Consider the following 22,232-nt stretch of genomic DNA (forward strand, 5'->3'; position numbering starts at 1 on the left):
TGCATAACGCCGTCCGCGTGGCTATAATAGTGCAGTTTAGAAGCTGACGTGCGCTCATCGTCGGTTGCGGCGGGGGTCGAGCAGCCCGCGAGCGCGTGCGAAACGAAAGGAATGTTCAAAGTGGCAACTGTCTCTACCGCGGATTTCCGCAACGGCATGTGCATCATCTACAACAACAAGATGTGCACCATCGTCGAGTTCCAGCACGTGAAGCCGGGCAAGGGCGGCGCGTTCGTGCGCACCAAGCTCAAGGACATCAAGACCGGCCGTGTGGTCGACTACACCTTCAACTCCGGCGTCAAGTTCGACTCCGTGCGCCTCGAGACGAAGAAGATGCAGTACCTCTACAACGACGGCGCTGACTACTATTTCATGGACAACGATACCTATGAGCAGATGTCCATTCCCACCGAGACCGTCGGCGCGGCGACCGACTGGCTCAAGGAGAACGACGAGGCGTCGCTGCTCTACGCGGGCGAGGAGCTCATCTCGCTCGAGCCGCAGATGTTCGTGGAGCTCGAGGTCACCGAGACCGAGCCGGGCTTCAAGGGCGACACCGTGCAGGGTTCCACCAAGCCGGCCACCATGGAGACGGGCGTCACCATCCAGGTGCCCATGTTCATCGAGATCGGCGACGTCCTGCAGATCGACACTCGCGACGGCCGCTTCATCAAGCGCGTCTAGCCCGCAGCCAAATCGACAACGCACAGCGAAAAAGCGCCTTCGGGCGCTTTTTTCGTCATGGGCGGGCGGTGCGGCTGGCGATGCGCTCGGGTTCGCCGTCGAGTTCACGTTGCGGGAGCCGATAACCGCGTAATACGGCAGCGGCGGAATTCGAAACAGAAAAAAAGATGCGTTTGATACAATGATCGGGAGCTTTGCAGAAGAAGCTCAACGCTTTGAACCTATGGAAAACGCGGGAGAACTTGCATGGCAACGAGGGAGTATGAACTGATCCTGGATTCGCTTCAGATGACGGCGGTTTATGTCATCCGGGAGGACAATCATAAAATCTTATATTACAACAAGCGGGTCAGAGAGGTTGCACCGAACATCGAGAAGGGCATGATCTGCCATGAGCTGTGGGAAGGCGCCTGCGACAACTGCCCGCTGCTGTACATCGGAGACAAAGACGAAGCCCGCTCGGTGAATTATGGTGATCCCTTTGGCGATGTCGTGGAGATTGCGGCCACCCGCATTCTCTGGGAAGAGGAGGTTCCGGCGTTTGTGATCGCCGTCACGCCCTACGCGGAGGTGGCCAATCACATTTACCACAAGGTTTTGCGGGGGAATTTGACGACGGACAGCTACATGATCGTGAAAGCCGACGAGGAGGAGATGCAGGAGCTGCGCGGACACATGGCCTCTCTCTCCGACTGGTTCCTAGGCGTTTCCCAATGCGGCTATGTCTATGAGGAGGATATCGAGCGATACGAGAGCTTCGTCCGCTTCGACCATGCGAAAGCCGAATTGAAGAAGGGCGCAAAGAAGCTGAGCTGCATCTATCGCCGCAAATACGGAGATACCTACCGGTGGCACCATCTGGAGGTCGTTCCGGATTTTGACTATGCCGACGACGACCAGAAGGTCATGATCTGCTTGAAGGACATCCACGATGCCTTCAGGGAGGGGCTTGAAAGAGAAGAGGTCAATGTCCGCAACCAGGAGATCATCAACGCGCTGGGAGAGACGAACTTCGCGATTTACGTCGTGGACCTGCAGACAGGCCGCGTAAACATCGTGCAGGCCACGGAAAAGATCAGACGGAACGCGGACACGGAGAACTCCCTCTGGGACGACACTTTTCAGGGCATCGGCGCCGGCTACATATCCCCCGAGGACCGGGAGCGGGTGTACAGCCAGTTCTCCCTGGAGTCCATGAGAACGGCGTGGGAGAACGGAGAGGAGAAGCGGACCATTCTGTGCCAGGTGTTCCTGTATGGCAACTGGCGGTATGTCTCCATATCAGCCTATCTGAAAGAGAACAAGAAGCAGGGTGGCTACGCTATCCTGACTTTTCAGGATGTGGACGAGCAGACGAAAAAAGACATGGAGCAGATGCGCAACGACCAGAGAATGGCGGCCATCATCCGATCCAGGTACAGCATATTGAGCACCATCGACCTGGAGACCGGAATCTGCGAGAGGGTCTATCTGCGGGAGGGCGTTGCCGGCAGACGCGTAGAGGGCGACTACGATCATCATGTCAGAAAGGCCTATGAGGAAACGGTCGTAGAGGCGGACAGAGAGGCGTTCGAAAAGACGCTGTTCCTCGAGAACATTCGAAAGAACGCTGAAGCGGTGCAGGATTTTCGGGAGGATGTCTGCCAGTACCGGCACCGGGGAAAATCCCCGCTGTGGACCGAGGAGCACGTACTCTACATCCGACAGGGGGGTAAGACCCTGGTCAACGTATTGGGACGGGATATTACGGCGGAGAAGCTGGCGGAGGAGCAGGCCTACCGGGAGTCCATCGAAAAGGCCTCCATCATCAACAGCCTGAGCAGCATGTTCTTCGCCACCTATTATATCAACCTTGAGAACGAGACCCTCAGGCCCGTCAGGCAGAAGGAAGTGGTCAGCCGCGTTCTGGGCGAAGAGAGGAACTACACCCAGGCGATCCGCCTCTACGCCCAGAACTTCGTCTCCGCTGACGACAGGGAGGAATACCTGGAATACGTCAGCTACCGCAGACTGCTGAGCACCCTGAGCGCGGAGCAGCCGGTGGTTGCCTTCGAATATCGCATGGTGCCCGATCAGAACAACCGCAGGGCATGGATTCGCGCCAGCATCGTGCTGGCTGAGACCACCGACGACGGCCGGCCGAAGCGGGCGCTGTATGCGGCGCAGGACGTGACGGAGAGCAAGCTGCGGGAGGAGCGGGAGCAGCAGGCGCTGAGGGAAGCCTGCGACGCCGCCAACTACGCCAACGCGGCCAAAAGCGATTTCATGTCGAGAATGAGCCATGACATCAGAACGCCCATGAACGCCATCGTCGGAATGACGGCCATCGCGGGAAAGCACCTGGAGGACAAGGAGCGCGTCGAGGATTGCCTGAAGAAGATCACGATCTCCAGCCGGCATCTTCTCTCGCTGATCAACGAAGTTCTCGACATGAGCAAGATCGAATCCGGGAAAATCGACATGATGGAGGAGGAGGTGAATCTCTCCGATTTGATCGGAAGCCTGGTCACCATGATCCGGCCCTCCATGCAGGAAAGAAATCACCGCTTTGACGTGCATATTGCGAACGTGGAGCACGAGTGCGTAATCGGCGACGCCATGAGGCTGCAGCAGATCTTCATGAACATATTGGGAAATTCGGCGAAGTACACGAATCCAGGCGGAACTATTGAGATGGAAATCAACGAGAAGCCGTTCAGCACCTATGGCTACGGCTGCTATGAGTTTGTTTTCCAGGACAACGGAATCGGCATGAGCAAGGAGTTCCAGGAGAAGCTGTTCGAGCCCTTCAGCCGTGCGGAGGATTCCAGGGTAAGCAAGGTCGAGGGCACGGGGCTCGGCATGGCCATCGCGAGGAACATCGCCCGCAGGATGAGCGGCGACATCGCGGTGGAGAGCGAGCTGGGCAAGGGCACGAAATTCACGGTAACGCTGATCCTCAAGCTTGTGGACACGCAGGCGCCTGATACGGAGAAACTCGCGGACTTGCCGGTGCTGGTGGTGGATGACGACAAAAACGCCGTCGAGACGTCCTGCCTGATCCTTGAGAACATCGGAATGAAGGGCGAATATGTTCTGAGCGGAGGGGAGGCCGTGCAGCGGGTGGGTGAGCGCCACCGAAGGAACCAGGACTATTTTGCCGTGATTCTTGATTGGCAGATGCCGGGAATGGACGGCATCGAGACCGCGCGCGCGATTCGCGAAGAGGTTGGCGATGACGTGCCCATCATCATTCTCTCGGCCTATGATTGGAGCGCCGTGGAGGAAGAGGCGCGCCGTGCAGGCGTCAACGGGTTCATTTCCAAACCGCTGTTCAAATCCCGCCTGGTGTATCTCTTCAATCAGATCCTGGACGACGATCGCGGCAAGGATCTTCCGGAGGAGCCCTCGTTCGCGGACATGAAGCTGGAGGGAAAGAGGATTCTCCTGGTCGAGGACAATGTGCTGAGCCGGGAAATCGCGGAAGACATCATCGGCGAGACGGGCGTGACGGTTGAGAGCGCGAAAAACGGACGGGAGGCCCTGGAGAAGTTCGAAGCATCGGGGGAGGGCTACTATGACATGATCCTGATGGATATCCAGATGCCGATCATGAACGGGTATGAGGCCACCGAGGCCATCAGGAAGCTGCCCCGCAAGGACGCTGCCGAAGTTCCGATCATCGCCTTGACCGCGGATGCCTTCTCGGAGGATGTTCAGCGCAGCAAGGCTGCCGGCATGAACGAGCACCTCACCAAGCCGTTGGAGATCGACCACCTGATGAGGTGCATAGGGACATGGCTGGGGGGCGAGAAGGCTTAAGCGGCGCGCGAGCCTCTGCATGCCGTCAGGTCGTGGCGATCGCGGCACCTATCGGCTAGAAGCTGAAGGCGCGGGGGCTTTGCGCTCACCTTCGGCTACCCGCGCGGGGCGAAGTAGGCGAGCGCGATGGCGCCGGGGCCCACGTGGGTGCCGATGGTCGAGCCCACGATGCTCACGTCGATCTGGTCGCGGTGCGCCTCGAACATATCGCGGCTGTCCTCCACGTACTTGCGCAGCAGCGCGTCGGACAGGCCCGTGTAGCCCAGGTGAACGGGGCGCTCCCAGTCGACGCCCGTCTCGGCGACTCTCTTGCGCAGCAGGTTGTTGCCCTGCTTCGAGCCGCGGGCCTTGCCGAGCACGGCCACCTCGCCGTCGACGAGGCCGATGACGGGCTTGATGGAGAGCGCCCCGCCGATGGCGGCCGCCGCGGCCGACACGCGCCCGCCGCGCTTGAGGTACTCCAAGGTGTCGAGGACGGCGACGAGGCGGATGTCGCGCCGCTCCTCCTCGAGCGCCGCGGCGATGGCGCTCGCCGATAGCCCCTCGTCGCGCAGGGCGCAGGCGCGCTCCGTAAGGAGGCGCTCGCCGATGGTGGCGCTCTCGGAGTCCACCACGAACACGCGCCCCGCCAACGCCGGATCGGCCGCGGCGGCGCACGCGCTCTCGTGGGTGCCCGAGATCTTGCTCGACAACGTGATGACCACGGCCTCGTCGCCTGCGGGGACCTCGCCGAGCGCGCTTGCGAACTCGAAGGGGGTCACCTGGCTCGTGTGCGGGAGCACGTCGGACTCCACGAGCTTCTCGTAGAAGCGCACGCCGGGCAAATCGACGCCGTCGGCGTACTCCACGTCGCCGAAGATGGTCTTGAGAGGGACGACGCGGAGGCTTCTCGCAGCGGCTTCCCCTGCGGTGTAGTCGGCTGCCGAGTCGACGATGATGTGCACGCTCATGCGCATGCCTTTCTGGTCGGTTGCAATGACGGCCGCTATTCTAGCGGCGGGAACCGTTGACTCGCCCAAAAAAGTTAGATTATCAAACTATTTACGCATCGGGTGAGGCGGGTGCCGCTTGCGCCCGCGGCTGCGGGCGCCCGCTGCGCTTGCGGTCGTCTTGGGCTCGCGGCCAGATCCTTCGACTGCGCGCCCTGCGGGCGCTCCGCTCAGGATGACAGGGAGGAGGAAGCCCCGCGGGCGCTTTGCCCGGGATGGGGTGGGGTGCTGCGCTGTGCTCTCGCTCGCATGCCGCCGCCGCCCGCGCACCAGTCGCCCACGCGCCCGCCAGCAGCCCTGTGTCGCGGGCGGTTGCCACCCGTCGGCCTTGCGTGTTTCTTGTCCGTGAATTTAGAGGGGGCGGACGCGCCGCGCGCGTTCTTCTCCTATAATCTGTTATTCGATCTTTGACTAGCGACAAGAAGGAGGTGTGAGTTCATGCCACGGCTTCAGATTATGGACACGACCATCCGCGACGGCCAGCAGAGCCTCTGGGCTACCCGTATGCAGATCGGCGATATGCTTCCCATCCTTCCCAAGATGGACAAGGTAGGCTACTGGGCCATCGAGGCGTGGGGCGGTGCAACGTTTGACTCCTGCCTGCGCTTCTTGGACGAGAACCCCTGGGAGCGCCTGCGCTCCATCAACGCCAACACGCCGAACACCCCGCTCGCCATGCTCTCGCGCGGCCAGAACCTCGTGGGCTACAAGCATTACTCACGTGAAATCGTCCACCGCTTCGTCAGCGCGGCCCACCGCAACGGCATCGAGGTCTTCCGCGTGTTCGACGCGCTGAACGATATCCGCAACGTGGTCGACAACGCCGAGGCCATCAAGGCGTGCGGCGCGCACTTCGAGGGCGCCATCTCCTACACCATATCCCCCGTCCACACGCTCGACAGCTTCCTGGAGTACGGCCAGCAGCTGAAGGACCTGGGCGCGGACTCCATCGCCATCAAGGACATGGCGGGCATGCTCACGCCGTACCGCACCGAGCGCATGGTGAAGGCGTTCAACGCCGAGATCGGCCTGCCGGTGCACATCCACTGCCACTACGTGGGCGGCATGGCGCCGGCCAACATCATCAAGGCCGCCGAGTCGGGTGCGGCCATCGCCGACACGGCGCATGCGCCGCTGGCGTTCGGCAACTCGCACCCGGCCGTCGAGATGATCGCCGCCGCCTTCCAGGAGAGCCGCTACGACACCGGGCTCGACCTCGACCTGCTCTTCGAGATCTCCGAGTACTGGGAGGAGATGCGCAAGCGCGGCCACTACAAGCGCGGCGTCAGCTCGCTCACGCACATGCAGGTGTACTCGCACCAGGTGCCCGGCGGCATGATGAGCAACCTCATGAGCCAGCTCGAGGTGCAGAAGGCGTCCGACCGCCTGCCCGAGGTGATGGCCGAGATCCCGAAGGTGCGCGCCGAGGTGGGCTACCCGCCGCTCGTGACGCCGCTCTCGCAGATCGTGGGCACCCAAGCGGTGTTCAACGTGCTCACCGGCAAGCGCTGGAGCGTCATCTCCAAGGAGATGAAGGACTACGTCTGCGGCTACTACGGCAAGGCGCCGGGCCGCATGGACAAGGAGATCGTGGCGAAGGTGACCGGCGGGGCCGACATCCTCGACCCGAGCATCGCGCCCGGCTCGCTCGTGACCACCACCTACGACGAGGTGGCCGCCGAGATCGGGGATCTGGCCCACAGCGAGGAAGACGTGCTCATGTACGCGCTGTTCCCCAACGAGGCGCGCACCTACCTGAGCAAGCACCGCACATCGGAGAAGGTCGACTTCATGCTGGAGCAGGAGTCGAGCGGCACCAAGGAGGACGATTACGTGGACATCAATCAGATTCGCGAGCTGGTGAAGGTCGCCGAGGAAAGCGGCGTCGGCGAGATCGTGGTTGAGGAGGAGGGCGTCCGCATCGCGGTGCGCATGCCTGGTGCGAGCGCGGCCCCCGCGCCCGTGGCCGCACCCGCGCCCGCAGCTCAGGTGGCTCCTGCCCCGCAGGCCGCTGCTCCCGCGCCCGCAGCCGATGAGGCCACGCGCCCGGCGACGTGGCGCGCCGTGACGGCCCCCATGGTGGGCACCTACTACGAGGCCCCGGCTCCCGGCGAGCCGCCGTTCGTGAAGGTGGGCGACGAGGTGGCCGCCAACGAGACGCTGTGCATCGTCGAGGCCATGAAGCTCATGAACGAGATCACCGCCGAGGAGATGGGTACGGTGCGCGAGGTGTGCCTGACCGACGCCACGCCGGTCGAGTACGGCACGGTGCTGTTCTACATCGAGCCCCATGAGGTGGTTCCCACGATTCCGGAGAACGCATAATGTTTGAGAAGATTCTCATCGCGAACCGCGGCGAGGTGGCCCTGCGCGTGATGCGCGCGGCGCGCGAGCTCGGCGTGAAGACAGTCGCGGTGTACTCCACCGAGGACGCCGATACCTACCCGGTGCGCTACGCCGACGAGGCCGTGTGCATCGGCCCGGCGCCCGCCAACAAGAGCTACCTGGTCATGGGCAACATCATCGAGGCTGCCAAGCAGACCGGGGCCGAGGCCATCCACCCCGGCTACGGCTTTCTGGCCGAGAACGCCGACTTCGCGCGCGCCTGCGCCGAGGAGGGCATCGTGTTCATCGGCCCCTCGCCCGAGTGCATCGAGAGCATGGGCGACAAGTCCTCGGCCCGCGAGACCATGAAGAGCTGCGGCGTGCCGACGGTGCCCGGCTCCGACGGCTGCCTCGACACCGTCGAGGAGGCCCGCGCGTTCGCCGAGCGCGTGGGGTACCCCGTGCTCATCAAGGCCACGGCGGGCGGCGGCGGCAAGGGCATGCGCGAAGTGCACGACCCAGCCGACCTCGAGGCGCAGTACAAGGCCGCGCGCACCGAGGCGGGAGCGGCTTTCGGCAACGACGGCGTGTACCTCGAGAAGCTCGTGCTGCGCCCGCGCCACGTGGAGGTGCAGATCCTCGCGGACGACTTCGGCAACAACGTGGCCCTGTGCGAGCGCGACTGCTCCATCCAGCGCCGCCACCAGAAGCTCGTCGAGGAGGCGCCCTCGCCGGCGCTGACCGAGGAGGTGCGCCGCGCCATGGGCGTGGCCGCCGTGAAGGCCGTGCGCGCCACGGGCTACCGCAACGCGGGCACCATCGAGTTTTTGCTCGACGAGCGCGGTCACTTCTACTTCATGGAGATGAACACGCGCGTGCAGGTGGAGCACCCCGTCACCGAGCAGATCACCGGCACCGACATCATCAAGGAGCAGCTGCGCATCGCCTCAGGCGAGCCCATGAGCTGCGCCGGGCGCGCGCCCTTCGTGCCGTCCGGCCACGCCATCGAGATGCGCATCAACGCCGAGGACCCCGCGCACGGCTTCCGCCCGTGCCCCGGCACCATCACGGCGTTCGAGCCCCCCGCGGGCCCGGGCGTGCGCGTGGAGAGCTACGTGCGCGCCGGCACGCGCATCTCGCCGTACTACGACTCGCTGGTGGCGAAGGTGATCGTGTCCGGCCAGGACCGCGCCGAAGCGGTGGCGCGTGCGCGCCGCGCGCTCGACGAGTTCGTGGTCGAGGGCATCGCCACCACCATCCCGTTCCACAAGCGCGTGCTGGAAAACGAGGTCTTCCTGGCCGGCGAGGCCACCACCGACTTCATCGAAACCCAGATGGGAGATGTACTATGAGCAACCAGCTTAACGTAGACGGCATGTCTCTGGCACCCGGCGTGGTGGAGACGATCATCTCCATCGCGGCCAACGAGGTCGACGGCATCGCCTCGGTGGGCTCGTTCGCCACGAGTGGCTTGCGCTCCATGCTGGCCTCGAGGCCGTCGACTTCCGGCATCGAGACGAGCGTGGACGACGAGGGCAGGCTTGCCGTCACGCTGCACGTTGAGGTGCACTACGGGCACGTGCTGCCCGACCTGGCGGCGCGCCTGCGCGAGGCCGTGGCCGACGCCCTGCGCGTGCAGGTGGGCGTCGAGGTGGCCTCGGTTGACGTGTTCGTCGACGGCATCCAGTTCGACCAGCAGTAGAGCGTCATGCGGGCGCGGCGTCCTCCCTCGGGTGGGGCGCCACGCCCGCAAGCCCGTTTCGCCCCTTAGTCATAGACGGAGTTAACTTTTATGTCTGCCAAACGACATGAGCGCACCTTTGCGCGTCGCAGCACCGTCCAGGTGCTCTACACGAGCGAGATCCAGAACGAGCGCCCCTCGGTGCTCCTGGACACGGGCCGCTGCCTGAACGAGGACGGCCCGCTGCCCGAGTACGCGCTCACGCTGATCGACGGCGTGGAGGCGCATCGCGACGTGATCGACGCCTATCTCGAGTCGACGTCGGAGAACTGGGCGCTGTCGCGCATGCCCATCGTCGACCGCACCATCCTGCGCCTGGCGGTCTTCGAGATGGTCTACGTGAAGGACGTGCCCGTGTCGGTGGCGATCAACGAGGCCGTCGAGCTGGCAAAGGACTTCGGCGGCGAGGACGAGTCGCCGCGCTTCGTGAACGGCGTGCTCGGGCGCATCGCCAAGCAGCTCGAGGCTGAGGCTGAGGCCGCTGCCGCTGCTGAGGTTGCCGGGGCTGACGCCGGCGCGGAGGCGCGCGACCCGTTCGCGGGCTACGACGCGCTGCCGACGGCAGGCGAAGGCATGGCCGCGGCCGGGGGCGCTGAGGCGTGATGGCCGCGCAGCTCGGCACGTTCGAAGAGGTGAAGGGCCGCCTCGAGCAGATCGTCGACGAGGTGAGCGCCGAGGGCGTCACGCTCGACGAGGCGCTCGCGCTCTACGAGGAGGCCGTCAAGCTGGGACTTGCCGCATGCGACCTGAGCGAGCAGGGCGCGCTCGAGGCCGCAGCCGCCGAGGAGGCACGCGCGGCACAAGGCGCCGGCGTTGAAGCCGGCGCAGCAGGGGCCGACTCCGGCGAGCCCGCGGGCGCCGCCGAGGCCGTAGCATCTGCGGAGGGCGAGGCAGCCCCGGCCGCGGACGAGGACGCGCGCTAGCGCGCGACGAGGTGATCCCCGTGAGAGACGACCGCATACTCGACGCCATCAACGCACCCTCCGACCTCAAGGTCTTGAGCGGCGAGGAGCTCAACATCCTCGCGCAGGAGATCCGCGAGCAGATCATCGCCACCACGTCGAGGACGGGCGGGCACGTGGCCTCGTCGCTCGGCGCGGTCGAGATCATCCTCGCGGCGCACAGCGTGCTCGATACGCCGCGCGACAAGCTCATCTTCGACGTGGGGCATCAGGCCTACGCGCACAAGCTTGTCACGGGGCGGCGCGACGCCTTCGACACCCTGCGCAGCTACCACGGCATCTCGGGCTTCCCGCGTCCGAGCGAGAGCCCGTACGACGTGCATCCCTCGGGGCACGCCTCCGACTCGCTGTCGGTGGCCGCGGGCCTGGCCAAGGCGCGCAAGATCAAGGGAACCGACGAGCGGGTGGTGGCCGTCATCGGGGACGCGGCGCTCTCGGGCGGCATGGCGTTCGAGGCCCTGAACTACGTGGGCCAGGAGCAGCTGCCGCTCGTCATCATCCTGAACGACAACGAGATGTCCATCTCGCGCAACGTCGGCGCGCTCATGAGGCACCTCGGCAACATGCGCGCGACCTCGCAGTACCGCGACGCGCGCGAGGCTCTGCAGGAGCGCCTCGAGAGCGGCGGCGCCTTCGGCAACGCCGTGGCGCGCTTCGGCAAGAACGTCAAGGAGTCGATGAAGCAGTTCGTCATCCCGCACTCCATGATCTTCGAGCAGCTCGGCATCGTGTGCACGGCCCCCATCGACGGGCACGACATCCGCGAGCTGCGCGAGACGCTGTCGCTCGTGCTCGCCATGGACGCGCCCGTGCTCATGCACGTGGTGACGAAGAAGGGCGCGGGCTACGCCCCCGCGCGCAAGGACCCCGAGCGCTTCCACGGCGTGGGCCCCTTCGAGATCGCCACCGGCGCCTCCGTCGCATCTCCTGCGTCTGCCCCCAGCTACACCAGCGTGTTCGGTGAGGCACTCGTGCGCGAGGCTGAGCGTGACCCGCGCGTGGTGGCCATCACGGCGGCCATGGAGGGCGGCACGGGGCTCAAGCCCTTCGCGCGCGCCTACCCCGAGCGCTTCGTCGACGTGGGCATCGCCGAGGAGCAGGCCGTCGGCATGGCGTCGGGCCTTGCCGCGGGCGGGAGCAAGCCCGTGGTGGCCATCTACTCCACCTTCCTGCAACGCGCCGTCGACCAGATGATCATCAACGTGGCGCTGCCGAAGCTCGACGTGGTGTTCGCGCTCGACCGCGCGGGCCTCGTGGGCAACGACGGCCCCACGCACCACGGCGTGTTCGACCTGGTCTACGCGCGGATGATTCCGCACATGCGCGTGCTCGCCCCCTCCGACGAGGCCGAGCTCGCCTGCGCGCTGCACACCGCGCTCGTGCTCGGCGGCCCGTTCGCCATCCGCTACCCGCGCGGAGCGGGCGAGGGCGTGCCGGTCCCCGGGGAGCCCGGCGTGCTCACCCCGGGTGTCTCGCGCGTGCTGCGCGAGGGCGACGACGCGTGCATCCTCGCGTTCGGGCACATGGTGCCGCGCGCCGTGGAGGCGGCGCGGCTTCTGGAGGAGCGCGGCGTGAGCGCGCGCGTGGTCGACATGCGCTGGGTGAAGCCGCTCGACCGCGAGGCCATCCGCCGCGCGGCGTCGACGCGCCTCGTGGTCACGGTGGAGGAGGGCGTCGTTGCGGGCGGCGCGGGCGAGGGCGTGCTCGGCGTGCTCTCCGAGCTGGGGGCGCAGGTGCCCACGCGCGTGCTTGGCCTGCCCGACGACTACGTGCTGCAGGGCAAGGTCGACCTGCTCCTGCATGACCTGGGCCTCGACGCCGAGGGCATCGCGGCCACCGTGGTCGACGCGCTCGGCGCCTAGGGGCGGGCGACCGGGCGCGCGTCGGCGTGCTGGTGCGCGCAGGTCGCGGATGCGCTTGCGGGCGTGGGCTGCGCCTTGCGCGCCCGCGGGCCGCCCTGCGCCGCCGCGCCCGTGCCCGCCGTCGCTACGCCTGGCTCGCGACCGGGCGCTCCATGACGTAGTCGTCCATCACGTAGCCGCCGCCGATCGCGGTCACCACCGACTCGACCTCCTTGAAGCCCTTCGCCCGGTACGCGCGCAGGGCCAGCTCGTTGTGCTTGTTCACCGTGAGGTACAGGGCGGAGAGGCCGCGCGCGCGGCACAGCTCGTCGTAGAACGCCACGATGCGGCTTGCGAACCCGCGCCCGCGCTCGGCGGCCGCGAGGTAGATCTTCGAGATGAAGAAGCGGTTCGTCTCGGGCTCGACGTGCCCGCCGGTGTACCCTACGACTCGCGGCTCGCCCGCCGCGCCCGCGCCGTCCTCGCGCACGCGCACGAACCAGTACTCGTAGGCGTTCTCGGCCATGTCGCGCCTGATGGCGCCTGCGCTCTGGAACTGCTCGATCATGTACTCGGTCTGGCCCTCGCCGATGAGCGCGGGCCAGTACTCGCGCCAGATCTCGCCGGCCAGCGCGGCCAGCTGCTCAACGTGCTCCTCCGTCTTCACGGGGACGAACTCGACTTCCATGCGACCCTCCTTCTCGGCGCCTTCGCGCGCCGGCCTTGAGCGCGCTCGCGAGCCGTCGTGCCCTCCTCGGCGCCCTTGTGCCTTGAGCGCGCTCGCGAGCCGCCGCGTCTTCGAGTGCCCTCGCCGCGCGCCGGTTTTCGATTGTACTCCTTCCCCGTACGTTTCCGGCGTGTAACGCCGGCGCTTCCCCCGTGTTAAAAGGCGTTTTCAAGCGCGCTAACACTCGTCCGCGCGCCCGCGTGCGCCTCTGCGGCTCCTCCGCCAAAGGTCACCCCGCCCCCACGGCCATGCGGGGCGGGGCGGCGGCTCCCCCCGCTCCGTTCGGCGGGTCGCGTCCTCGTTGTCCGCGTGTTGCGCTAGAATGGGCGCGGACAATTTGGCGAGGAAGGAGCCCCATGTACACTTACACCCCGAGCGGCGTGTGCTCGCGCCGCATCGACGTCGAGATTGACGGAGACGTGATCGAGTCGGTCCAGTTCACGGGCGGCTGCGACGGCAACCTGAAGGCCATCTCCAAGCTGGTGGCGGGCAAGCCCGTCGACGAGGTGGTGGCGCTTTTGGCGGGCAACACCTGCGGCCGCCGATCCACCTCGTGCGCTGACCAGCTCACGCGCGCCCTGCGCGAGGCCCAGGCCGCGCAAGCCTAAGGACCTGCGCTGGAGATTCGGCTCGTGCGCGGGCGGGACGACGGGCAGATTCTCTCAACAACCGTGTAACGGCGGGCTTGCGAATTAATCACGCCGGGCCAAAATTCACGGGGAAGGAGCGGGGGCGCGTGTTATACTAGCTGAGCCTATGGGAAAACCCGTAGGCAAGGTATCTGTAGGCCCCCGAGACATGTTTTGTTGTACAGCTTAGATCGCCAGCTTTAGCATGCGAACATGGTAAGTGTCAATCAATCATGACGAAGGGTCCCCGGAATTCTAGAAGGTTCGAAAGGGGTCCGTTTTGACCGAAATCAAGAACACATCCGTCATCGACTTCTCCGACATCACGGACGAGCAGATGAACGAGATGATTGACGGCACGCTGACCAACTTCGACGAGGGCGATCTCGTCGACGGTGTTGTCGTCAAGCTCGAGCACGACGAGGTGCTCGTCGACATCGGATTCAAGAGCGAGGGCGTCATCCCGTCGCGCGAGCTCTCCATCCGCAAGGATGCCGATCCGTCCGATATCGTGAGCCTGGGCGACAAGATCGAGGCGCTCGTTCTCCAGAAGGAGGACAAGGACGGCCGTCTGATCCTGTCGAAGAAGCGTGCTGAGTACGAGCGTGCTTGGATTCGCGTCGAAGAGAAGTTCAAGGCCGGCGAGGTCGTCACCGGCGAGGTCATCGAGGTCGTCAAGGGCGGCCTGATCCTCGACATCGGCCTGCGCGGCTTTCTGCCTGCGTCGCTCGTCGACCTGCGTCGCGTGAAGGACCTCGACATGTACCTCAACACCGAGATCGAGGCCCGCGTCATCGAGATGGACCGCAACCGCAACAACGTCGTGCTGTCCCGCCGCGTGCTGCTCGAGGAGGGCCGCAAGAACGAGCGCGCCGAGATCCTCTCGAAGCTCTCGAAGGGCATGCGCCTCAAGGGCACCGTCTCCTCCATCGTGGACTTCGGCGCCTTCGTGGACCTCGGCGGCATCGACGGCCTGGTCCACATCTCCGAGCTCTCCTGGAACCACGTCAACCATCCCTCCGAGGTCGTCAAGGTGGGCGACGAGGTGGAGGTCGAGGTGCTCGACGTCGATCTGCAGCGCGAGCGCATCTCGCTCGGCCTCAAGCAGACCACGCCTGACCCGTGGATCAAGCTCGTCGAGTCCTACCCGGTCGGCACCATCGTCGACGGCAAGGTCACCAAGATCGTCCCGTTCGGCGCGTTCATCGAGCTGGGCAACTCCATCGAGGGCCTCGTGCACATCTCCGAGATGGCCGGCCGCCACATCGACACGCCTGCCCAGGTCGTCAAGCCGGGCGAGGGGGTCAAGGTCAAGGTCATGGAGATCAACCCCGAGCGTCGCCGCATCTCCCTGTCGATGAAGGCCGCCGCCGAGGAGCTCGGCTTCGAGATCGAGGTCGACGAGACCATCCAGGCCGAGGAGAAGCCGGCCAAGCGCTCCAAGAAGGCCGACAAGGCTGACAAGGCCGAGAAGGCCGAGGCTCCTGCCGAGGAGAAGGCGGAGTAGCCTTATCACGCTGGCTCGCCGCGCAGGCGGGCGCGAAGGCAAGCGCAACAGGGGAGCGGAGCCTGCGAGGGCTCCGCTCCCCTTGCTTTTTCTAAAGGACCGCGGACGTTCGGAGGCAAGGTGGAGCGAGGAAGGCGCGTGGCGCTCGGCATGAGCGGCGGCGTAGACAGCTCGACGGCGGTGCTCATGCTCCAGCACCACGGCTACGAGGTGCTCGGCGTGACGTGCGTGTTCGCGCCGGGCGCGGCGGCTGAGGCTGCGGTGCGCGGCGCTCAGGAGACGTGCGCGCAGCTCGGCGCCGAGCACGTGGCGGTCGACTGCGCGGGCGCGTTCGAGGAGCGCGTGGTGGCGCCGTTCGTGGACGGCTGCGCGCGCGGCCTCACGCCGAGCCCGTGCGTGGGCTGCAACGCGCGCTGCAAGCTGCCGGCGCTTATGGGCGCGGCCGACGCGCACGGCTGCGACTTCGTGGCGACGGGGCACTATGCTCGGGTGGGGCGCCTCGGAGAGGACGGCCGCTACGCCGTCATGCGCGCGCTCGACCATGCCAAGGACCAGAGCTACATGCTGAGCCAGCTTTCGCAGGAGCAGCTCGCGCGGCTCATCCTGCCTCTGGGCGGCATGACCAAGCTCGAGGTGCGCGAGGTGGCGCGCGCGGCGGGGATCGCCGCGGCTGACGCGCCTGACAGCCAGGACATCTGCTTCGCCCCGCAGGGCTACCGCGCGCTTTTGGAGCAGCGTGGCGTCGCCTTCGAGCCGGGGGACGTCGTGGACGTGCGCGGGCAGGTGCGCGGGCGCCACGCGGGGCTCGCGTGCTACACGGCGGGCCAGCGTCGCGGCATCGGCGTGGCGGACCCCGAGCCCTACTACGTGGTGGGCAAGCGCCCTGACGCGAACGAGCTCGTCATCGGCACGCGCGAGGAGAGCCTCATCCGCCGGGTGCGGGTCGGGCAGATGGCGTGGCAGGCGATCGAGCCGCCGGGCGCCCCCCTTGAGGCCATGGTGAAACTTCGCTACCGCAGCGAGCCATGTGCGTGTATCATGAGAGGCATGAGCAGCGGGGGCGTCGCAGTCGAGCTGGCTTCGCCGCAGCCCGCAACCGCGCCAGGCCAGCATGCGGTTTTCTATCAGGGTGCCACCGTGCTTGGCGGCGGCGTGATCGAGGAGGTAGCGTAAATGAAGAAGCTGTTCATCATCGGCGGCATGGGCGCGGGCAAGTCCACGGCCCGTCGCGCGCTGACCGACCAGGGCTTGGAGTACATCGACCTCGACAAGGTGGGGCACGAGGTTCTGAAGTGGGACACCGTCAAAGAGGAGATCGCCGAGGCGTTCGGCGAGGACGTCTTCGACGAGGACGGCGAGATCGTGCGCAGCAAGCTCGCCGCCAAGGCGTTCGTGTCGCCCGCCGAGACGCGCAAGCTCAACCGCATCACCATGCCGCGCATCGAGGAGCTCTACACCGACCGGCTCTTCGACCTTGAGAAGGCGGGCTGCGAGGCCGTGGTGGTGGAGTACTCGGTGTTCAAGAACCGCATGACGTCGCTGGCCTACTCGGCTGACGTGGTCATCGCTGTGCTCGCTCCGCTCGAGCTGCGCATCGAGCGCGCGGTGGCCTCGGGCTTCGACGAGGCCGACGTGCGCCGCCGCATCTCGCGCCAGATCACCGACGCCGACCGCATCGAGGCGTCCGACGTGGTGTTCAACAACGACGGCACGCCCGAGGAGCTGCGCAACGAGGTGATCGCCTGGTGGCTGCGCTACAGCGCGCAGTAGGCCGTCCATGCCTCATCTCTCCAACCTAGAGGGCGTCGCCATGGAGGGGAAGCTCCCCGAGGTGCGCCTGGCCAACACGCCGTTTCAGGTGGTGTCGCCCTACGAGCCGGCGGGCGACCAACCTGAGGCCATCGCCGACCTCGCGGCGGGGGTCGAGAGCGGGCTGCGCTACCAGAACCTGCTCGGCGTGACGGGCTCGGGCAAGACCTTCACCATGGCCAAGGTCATCGAGGCGGTGCAGAGGCCCACGCTCGTGCTCGCCCCCAACAAGACGCTCGCCGCGCAGCTCGCCGCCGAGCTCAAGGAGTTCTTCCCGAACAACGCCGTGGTGTACTTCGTGAGCTACTACGACTACTACCAGCCCGAGGCCTACGTGCCCTCCTCGGACACGTTCATCGAGAAGGACGCCTCCATCAACGAGGAGGTGGAGAAGCTGCGCCACGCGGCGACGAGCGCGCTGCTCTCGCGGCGCGACATCGTGGTGGTGGCGTCGGTGAGCTGCATCTACGGCATCGGCAGCCCCGCAGACTACGCGGGCATGGCGGTGTTTCTGGACAAGGAGCGCGCCTCTGAGCGCGACGACGTGATCCGCGACCTCATCGACATCCAGTACGACCGCAACGACTACGAGCTGGCGCGCGGCACGTTCCGCGTGCGCGGCGACGCGCTCGACGTGTTCCCGCCCTACGCCGACAACCCGATCCGCGTGGAGTTCTGGGGGGACGAGATCGAGCGCATCGCCGAGGTCGACCACGTCACGGGCGAGGTGCTCGGCGACTTCGAGGCGCTGCCCATCTGGCCGGCGTCGCACTACGTGACGGCGCGCCCGAAGCTCGACCACGCGCTTACCACCATCCAAGACGAGTTGCGCGAGCGCCTGGGGCAGTTCAAGGAGGAGGGCAAGCTGCTCGAGGCGCAGCGCCTCGAGATGCGCGTGAACTACGACCTGGAGATGCTCGAGACGATGGGCTTCTGCTCGGGCATCGAGAACTACTCGCGCCACCTCGACGGGCGCGAGCCCGGCGAGCCGCCCTACACGCTCATCGACTACTTCCCGCGCGACTTCCTCTGCATCATCGACGAGAGCCACGTGACGGTGCCGCAGGTGCGCGGCATGCACGAGGGCGACCGCTCGCGCAAGATCACGCTCGCGGAGCACGGCTTCCGCCTGCCGAGCTGCCTGGACAACCGCCCTCTGCGCTTCGACGAGTTCGAGGAGCGCGTGCCGCAGTTCATCTACGTGTCGGCCACGCCCGGCGACTACGAGGAGAAGGTCACGCAGAACCAGGTGGAGCAGATCATCCGCCCCACGGGCCTGCTCGACCCCGAGATCATCGTGCGCTCGAGCGCCAGCCAGATCGACGACATCATCGACGAGGCGAAGGAGCGCGTCGGCCGCGACGAGCGCGTGCTCATCACCACGCTGACGAAGAAGATGGCGGAGGACCTGACCGACCATTTGCTCGACCAGGGCGTGAAGGCGCGCTACATGCACTCCGACATCGCCACGCTCGAGCGCGTGGAGATCCTGCGCGACCTGCGCCGCGGCGAGTTCGACGTGCTCGTGGGCATCAACCTCCTGCGCGAGGGGCTCGATTTGCCCGAGGTGTCGCTCGTGGCCATCCTCGACGCCGACAAGGAGGGCTTCCTGCGCAACCACCGCTCGCTCATCCAGACGATCGGGCGCGCGGCGCGCAACGTGAGCGGCCAGGTCATCATGTACGCCGACCGCGTGACCGACTCCATGAGGCGCGCGATCGACGAGACGCGCCGCCGTCGCGAGATCCAGATGGCCTACAACGAGGAGCACGGCATAGAGCCGCAGACCATCCGCAAGGCCATCAGCGACATCATGGGGTTCGTGACCGAGGACGTGGAGGGGAAGAGCGCCGAGCAGGTGAACCGCGAGCTCGCCGAGCTCTCGCGCGAGGAGGTGCTGCGCATCATATCCTCGATGGAGGACGAGATGGCCGCCGCCTCCGAGAGCATGGACTTCGAGGAGGCCGCGCGTCTGCGCGACCAGGTGGTGAAGCTGCGCGCGAGCGTGGAGGGGCAGAGCGAGGCCGACGTGCTCGCCGACCTCAAGAAGACGGCCCGCAAGGGCAGCGCCTACGGCAACCGCAAGCACGCCGCCTACGGCGGCTCGCGTCGCGGGTAGGAAGACGGCTGCCTGCGCGCGGGGCATGACGGGAGGTGGTCACGTGGCGACGAGGCTCGTGGTTGACGAGACGGTGCTCGCGCGCTACGCAGGCGAGCGCTGGCGCGACTGCGCCTGCTGGGACGTGCTGAGCGCCCTCGAGCTGGCGGGCTGCGTCGAGCTGCGGACGACGCCTGGCGCCTACGCCGCGCTCGAGCGCGCGCTCGGCGCCGAGCTGCCCGAGGAGGCGGTGCGCGCGGCGCTGCGCGAGCTGCGCCGGTTCGTGCCCGCGTGTGCGGCAGGCGCGGGGGGCGCCTTGGGCGCGGCGGAGTGCGAGGACCTCTTCCGGCGCTGGGAGGAGGAGCGAGGGGTTTCGTTCGGCCTGGTCGACCTCTGAGGGCGCGGGGATTGACGCGCGCCGCCGGCGCCAGGGCACGCGGCGGACGTGCGATGAGGGCGGGGCGACTGACGGCGTGCCGTGCCTCAGAGCTCGTCGGTGTCGAACACGATGGTGAAGGGGCCGTCGTTGACGAGCGACACCTCCATCATCGCGCCGAACTCGCCGGTCTCCACGCGCGCGACGTCTCTGCGGGCGCGTGTGACGAACGCCTCGTACAGGCGCTTCGCCTCGTCGGGCGCGCCGGCGTCGGTGAACGAGGGGCGGTTGCCGCGGCGGCAGCTGGCGTAGAGGGTGAACTGGGACACCACGAGCACCTCGCCTCCCACGTCGGCGAGCGAGAGGTTGGTCTTGCCATCGGCGTCCTCGAAGATGCGCATCTTGAAGATCTTCGACCATAGGCGCTCCACCTGCTCCTCGCCGTCACCCTGTCCCACGCCGAGCAGGATGGCGAAGCCGCGTCCGACCGACCCGACGACGCTGCCGTCGATGCTGACGCGGGCCTGGCTGACCCGCTGGATGACTGCGCGCATGATGTATCCTTTCGTCGTCTGCGTTTTCGCGAGACGATACCACAAACACGCTGGCGCATGCAGGGACGTTCTAAGGACGCGAGAGATGATCGACGAGATGCAAGTTTCAAACCTGGCGCTGATCCGCGAGGCGTCGTGCGCCTTCTCCGCAGGGCTCACCGCTTTTTCGGGCGAGACGGGCGCGGGCAAGACGGCGCTCCTCTCGGCGTGCAAGCTGCTCATGGGCGCGCGGGCCGACAAGGGCGCGGTGCGCGAAGGCGAGGCCGCCGCGCAGGTGAGCGGCCGCTTCTTTTTGCGCGGCGAAGACGGGGAGGGCGAGCGCGAGGTGGTGGTCACGCGCAGGCTCTCGTCCGACGGGCGCTCGCGCGCGAGCATCGACGGCACCCTGGCGAGCGTCGCCGAGCTTGCGCGCGCGGTGGCGCCGAGCATCGACCTCGTCGGCCAGCACGAGCACCAGGTGCTCGCGAAGCCGTCCGCGCACGCGGGGCTCCTCGACGCCTGGGCGCGCGACGAGGTGGGGCCTGCGGCCGCGGCGTACGGCGCGGCCTTCGCGGCGGCGGCCGCGGCGTCGCGCGAGCTCGAGCGCATCCGGGAGGGGCGCACCTCGTCGGCGGCTCAGCTCGACGAGGCGCGCTTCACGCTGCGCCAGATCGACGCGGTCGACCCGGCGCCGGGTGAGTACGAGGAGCTGGTCGCCTACCTCGACCGTGCCGAGCACGCCGAGGCGCTCGCGCGCGCAGCTGACGGCGCCTACCAGGGCCTCTCGGGGGACGCAGGCGCGCTCGACGGCCTCTCTCGCGCTATGGCGGCGCTCGAGGAGGGAGCGCGCTACGACGCGGCGCTCGAACCCCTCGCCCAGTCGCTGCGCGAGGCGGGCTACGTGCTCGAGGACGTAGCCCGCGAGGCGCTCAGCTACCGCGACGGCGTGGAGTGCGACTACGACGAGCTGGCAAGCGCCCAGGAGCGCGCGGCGGCGATGCAGGGGCTTCTGCGCGCGTACGGCCCGCGCATGGACGACGTGCTCGCCGCCCGCGAGGCCGCGCGCGAGGCGGTGTCGCTCGTCGATGACGCCGAGGAGCGCGAGCGCGCCGCCGCGTCAGCGCTCGAGGTGGCCGAGGTCGCCCTCGCGCAGGCCGCGGAGGCCCTCCACGAGGCGCGTGCCGCGGCCGCCGCGCCCTTCGCGCGCGCGGTGAGCGACGTCATGGGGCGCCTGGAGATGGGGTCGGCTGAGCTGACGTGCGAGGTTGCGCTCCTGGCGCGCGAGGGCTGGACGGCGGCGGGCCCCTCGGCGGTCGAGCTCTTCTTCCGCCCGGGCGCGGGCATGCAGGCGCGCCCGCTCGCGCGCATCGCCTCAGGCGGCGAGATGAGCCGCGTGATGCTGGCGATCCACGTGGTGATGGGCGAGCGCGACGGCACCTCCACGCTCGTGTTCGACGAGGTGGACGCCGGCGTGGGCGGCGCCACCGCCACGGCGCTTGCGCAGGTGCTCGCCGACCTCGCGCGCACGCACCAGGTGCTCGTGGTCACGCACCTCGCGCAGGTGGCCGTGGCCGCCGACGCGCACTACGTGGTCGAGAAGAGCGCGGGCGACGTCCCCGAGACCACGCTGCGCGCGGTGGAGGGGGAGGAGCGCGTGGCCGAGGTGGCGCGCATGCTCTCGGGCGACGCCACCGCAGCGTCGCTCGCCCATGCGCGCGAGATGCTCGGCGCGTACGCGTGAGGCAGTGTCGCTCGCCCATGCGCGCGAGATGTTCGACGCGCACGCGCGCCCTGCTTCGCGTGGCCCACGCGGCGCCGGCGCCCTCCGCTTGCGGCGCTGGAGGCGCTTTTCCCGTTCGCGAAAATTCTCCTTGCGCGCCCGCTGCGTTGTGCTAAAGTATGCAACGCAATTGAATACCTTAAACCGTTGAGGCGAAGGTCAAGCCATCACAAGCGCTCACAGAGAGCGGGTGCAGCTGAGATTCCCGCAGAAATGCTGGGTGGTAAATGGATCGCCGAGGGAAAGGGGAAAGGTCGGCTCGACGTGGCGCATGCCGCGGCGGCTGGCTGAGTATCTGGACCGTGAGCCCGCGTTAGTGGCAGGACATGTGTTGGCATGTTCGCGAGGGGGTTCGCGCAAGCGAGCCAATTAAAGGTGGCACCGCAGATCTCTTGAGAGGTCTGTCCTTTAAGGGAAGCACTTCCCAAAG

18 protein-coding genes are annotated in these 22,232 nt (G+C 66.9%); 15 read left to right on the forward strand and 3 right to left on the reverse strand.

Annotated elements, in window-relative coordinates; genetic code table 11:
- Window positions 1-111: 111 nt before the first annotated feature.
- Window positions 112-684 carry an elongation factor P gene (gene efp, locus G7Y50_RS07610; protein WP_165055740.1) on the forward strand — a complete coding sequence of 191 codons (573 nt, stop codon included), beginning with the start codon at window positions 112-114 and terminating at the stop codon, window positions 682-684.
- A gap of 246 nt (window positions 685-930) precedes the next feature.
- On the forward strand, window positions 931-4,485 hold the full coding sequence (locus G7Y50_RS07615; protein WP_165055742.1) for a response regulator: 3,555 nt from the start codon (window positions 931-933) through the stop codon (window positions 4,483-4,485).
- A 95-nt stretch (window positions 4,486-4,580) separates the two neighbouring features.
- Here G7Y50_RS07615 and G7Y50_RS07620 read toward each other — a convergent pair whose 3' ends face one another.
- Entirely contained in the window at window positions 4,581-5,435 is an 855-nt protein-coding gene (locus G7Y50_RS07620; RefSeq protein WP_165055744.1) for a DegV family protein, read from the reverse strand.
- A gap of 477 nt (window positions 5,436-5,912) precedes the next feature.
- On the opposite strand from G7Y50_RS07620, the gene accB reads away from it, so the two are divergent.
- The 6 genes from accB (at window position 5,913) to dxs (ending at window position 12,364) form a co-directional block, all read left to right on the forward strand.
- On the forward strand, window positions 5,913-7,799 hold the full coding sequence (gene accB / locus G7Y50_RS07625; RefSeq protein ID WP_165055746.1) for an acetyl-CoA carboxylase biotin carboxyl carrier protein: 1,887 nt from the start codon (window positions 5,913-5,915) through the stop codon (window positions 7,797-7,799).
- Window positions 7,799-9,151: an acetyl-CoA carboxylase biotin carboxylase subunit gene (gene accC / locus G7Y50_RS07630; RefSeq protein ID WP_165055748.1), complete on the forward strand. Its 1,353-nt coding sequence runs from the start codon at window positions 7,799-7,801 to the stop codon at window positions 9,149-9,151. The genes accB and accC overlap by 1 nt, the downstream gene beginning before the upstream one ends.
- A complete protein-coding gene (locus G7Y50_RS07635) occupies window positions 9,148-9,501 on the forward strand; it encodes an Asp23/Gls24 family envelope stress response protein (protein ID WP_165055750.1) in 354 nt (117 codons plus the stop codon). Before accC ends, G7Y50_RS07635 begins: the two co-directional genes overlap by 4 nt.
- Window positions 9,502-9,591: 90 nt before the next feature.
- Entirely contained in the window at window positions 9,592-10,143 is a 552-nt protein-coding gene (gene nusB / locus G7Y50_RS07640) for a transcription antitermination factor NusB (RefSeq protein ID WP_165055752.1), read from the forward strand.
- Complete coding sequence (locus G7Y50_RS07645) at window positions 10,143-10,463, forward strand: exodeoxyribonuclease VII small subunit (RefSeq protein WP_165055801.1); 321 nt, start codon at window positions 10,143-10,145, stop codon at window positions 10,461-10,463. The genes nusB and G7Y50_RS07645 overlap by 1 nt, the downstream gene beginning before the upstream one ends.
- Window positions 10,464-10,483: 20 nt before the next feature.
- Window positions 10,484-12,364: a 1-deoxy-D-xylulose-5-phosphate synthase gene (gene dxs / locus G7Y50_RS07650; protein WP_165055754.1), complete on the forward strand. Its 1,881-nt coding sequence runs from the start codon at window positions 10,484-10,486 to the stop codon at window positions 12,362-12,364.
- A gap of 124 nt (window positions 12,365-12,488) precedes the next feature.
- On the opposite strand, the gene G7Y50_RS07655 is transcribed toward dxs, so the two are convergent.
- Complete coding sequence (locus tag G7Y50_RS07655; protein ID WP_165055756.1) at window positions 12,489-13,031, reverse strand: GNAT family N-acetyltransferase; 543 nt, start codon at window positions 13,029-13,031, stop codon at window positions 12,489-12,491.
- 395 nt (window positions 13,032-13,426) lie between these two features.
- Between G7Y50_RS07655 and G7Y50_RS07660 the strand changes: the two genes are divergently transcribed.
- From G7Y50_RS07660 to G7Y50_RS07685, 6 genes are all read left to right on the forward strand, one after another.
- A complete protein-coding gene (locus G7Y50_RS07660; RefSeq protein ID WP_165055758.1) occupies window positions 13,427-13,678 on the forward strand; it encodes a TIGR03905 family TSCPD domain-containing protein in 252 nt (83 codons plus the stop codon).
- A 301-nt stretch (window positions 13,679-13,979) separates the two neighbouring features.
- On the forward strand, window positions 13,980-15,206 hold the full coding sequence (gene rpsA, locus G7Y50_RS07665; RefSeq protein ID WP_165055760.1) for a 30S ribosomal protein S1: 1,227 nt from the start codon (window positions 13,980-13,982) through the stop codon (window positions 15,204-15,206).
- Between the two features lie 138 nt (window positions 15,207-15,344).
- Entirely contained in the window at window positions 15,345-16,379 is a 1,035-nt protein-coding gene (mnmA, locus tag G7Y50_RS07670) for a tRNA 2-thiouridine(34) synthase MnmA (protein ID WP_241159502.1), read from the forward strand.
- Complete coding sequence (coaE, locus tag G7Y50_RS07675; RefSeq protein ID WP_165055762.1) at window positions 16,380-16,976, forward strand: dephospho-CoA kinase; 597 nt, start codon at window positions 16,380-16,382, stop codon at window positions 16,974-16,976.
- Window positions 16,977-16,983: 7 nt separating this feature from the next.
- Window positions 16,984-19,134: an excinuclease ABC subunit UvrB gene (gene uvrB / locus G7Y50_RS07680; protein WP_165055764.1), complete on the forward strand. Its 2,151-nt coding sequence runs from the start codon at window positions 16,984-16,986 to the stop codon at window positions 19,132-19,134.
- A 43-nt stretch (window positions 19,135-19,177) separates the two neighbouring features.
- On the forward strand, window positions 19,178-19,510 hold the full coding sequence (locus G7Y50_RS07685) for a DUF1002 domain-containing protein (protein WP_165057014.1): 333 nt from the start codon (window positions 19,178-19,180) through the stop codon (window positions 19,508-19,510).
- 86 nt (window positions 19,511-19,596) lie between these two features.
- Here G7Y50_RS07685 and dtd read toward each other — a convergent pair whose 3' ends face one another.
- Window positions 19,597-20,043 carry a D-aminoacyl-tRNA deacylase gene (gene dtd / locus G7Y50_RS07690; protein ID WP_165055768.1) on the reverse strand — a complete coding sequence of 149 codons (447 nt, stop codon included), beginning with the start codon at window positions 20,041-20,043 and terminating at the stop codon, window positions 19,597-19,599.
- An 85-nt stretch (window positions 20,044-20,128) separates the two neighbouring features.
- Between dtd and recN the strand changes: the two genes are divergently transcribed.
- Window positions 20,129-21,763, forward strand: a complete 1,635-nt coding sequence (recN, locus tag G7Y50_RS07695; protein ID WP_165055770.1) for a DNA repair protein RecN — start codon at window positions 20,129-20,131, stop codon at window positions 21,761-21,763.
- The last annotated feature ends 469 nt before the right edge of the window (window positions 21,764-22,232 follow it).

It is taken from the genome of Adlercreutzia sp. ZJ176, from assembly GCF_011038975.1.
In the GTDB taxonomy this organism is placed as follows: Bacteria; Actinomycetota; Coriobacteriia; order Coriobacteriales; family Eggerthellaceae; genus CAAEEV01.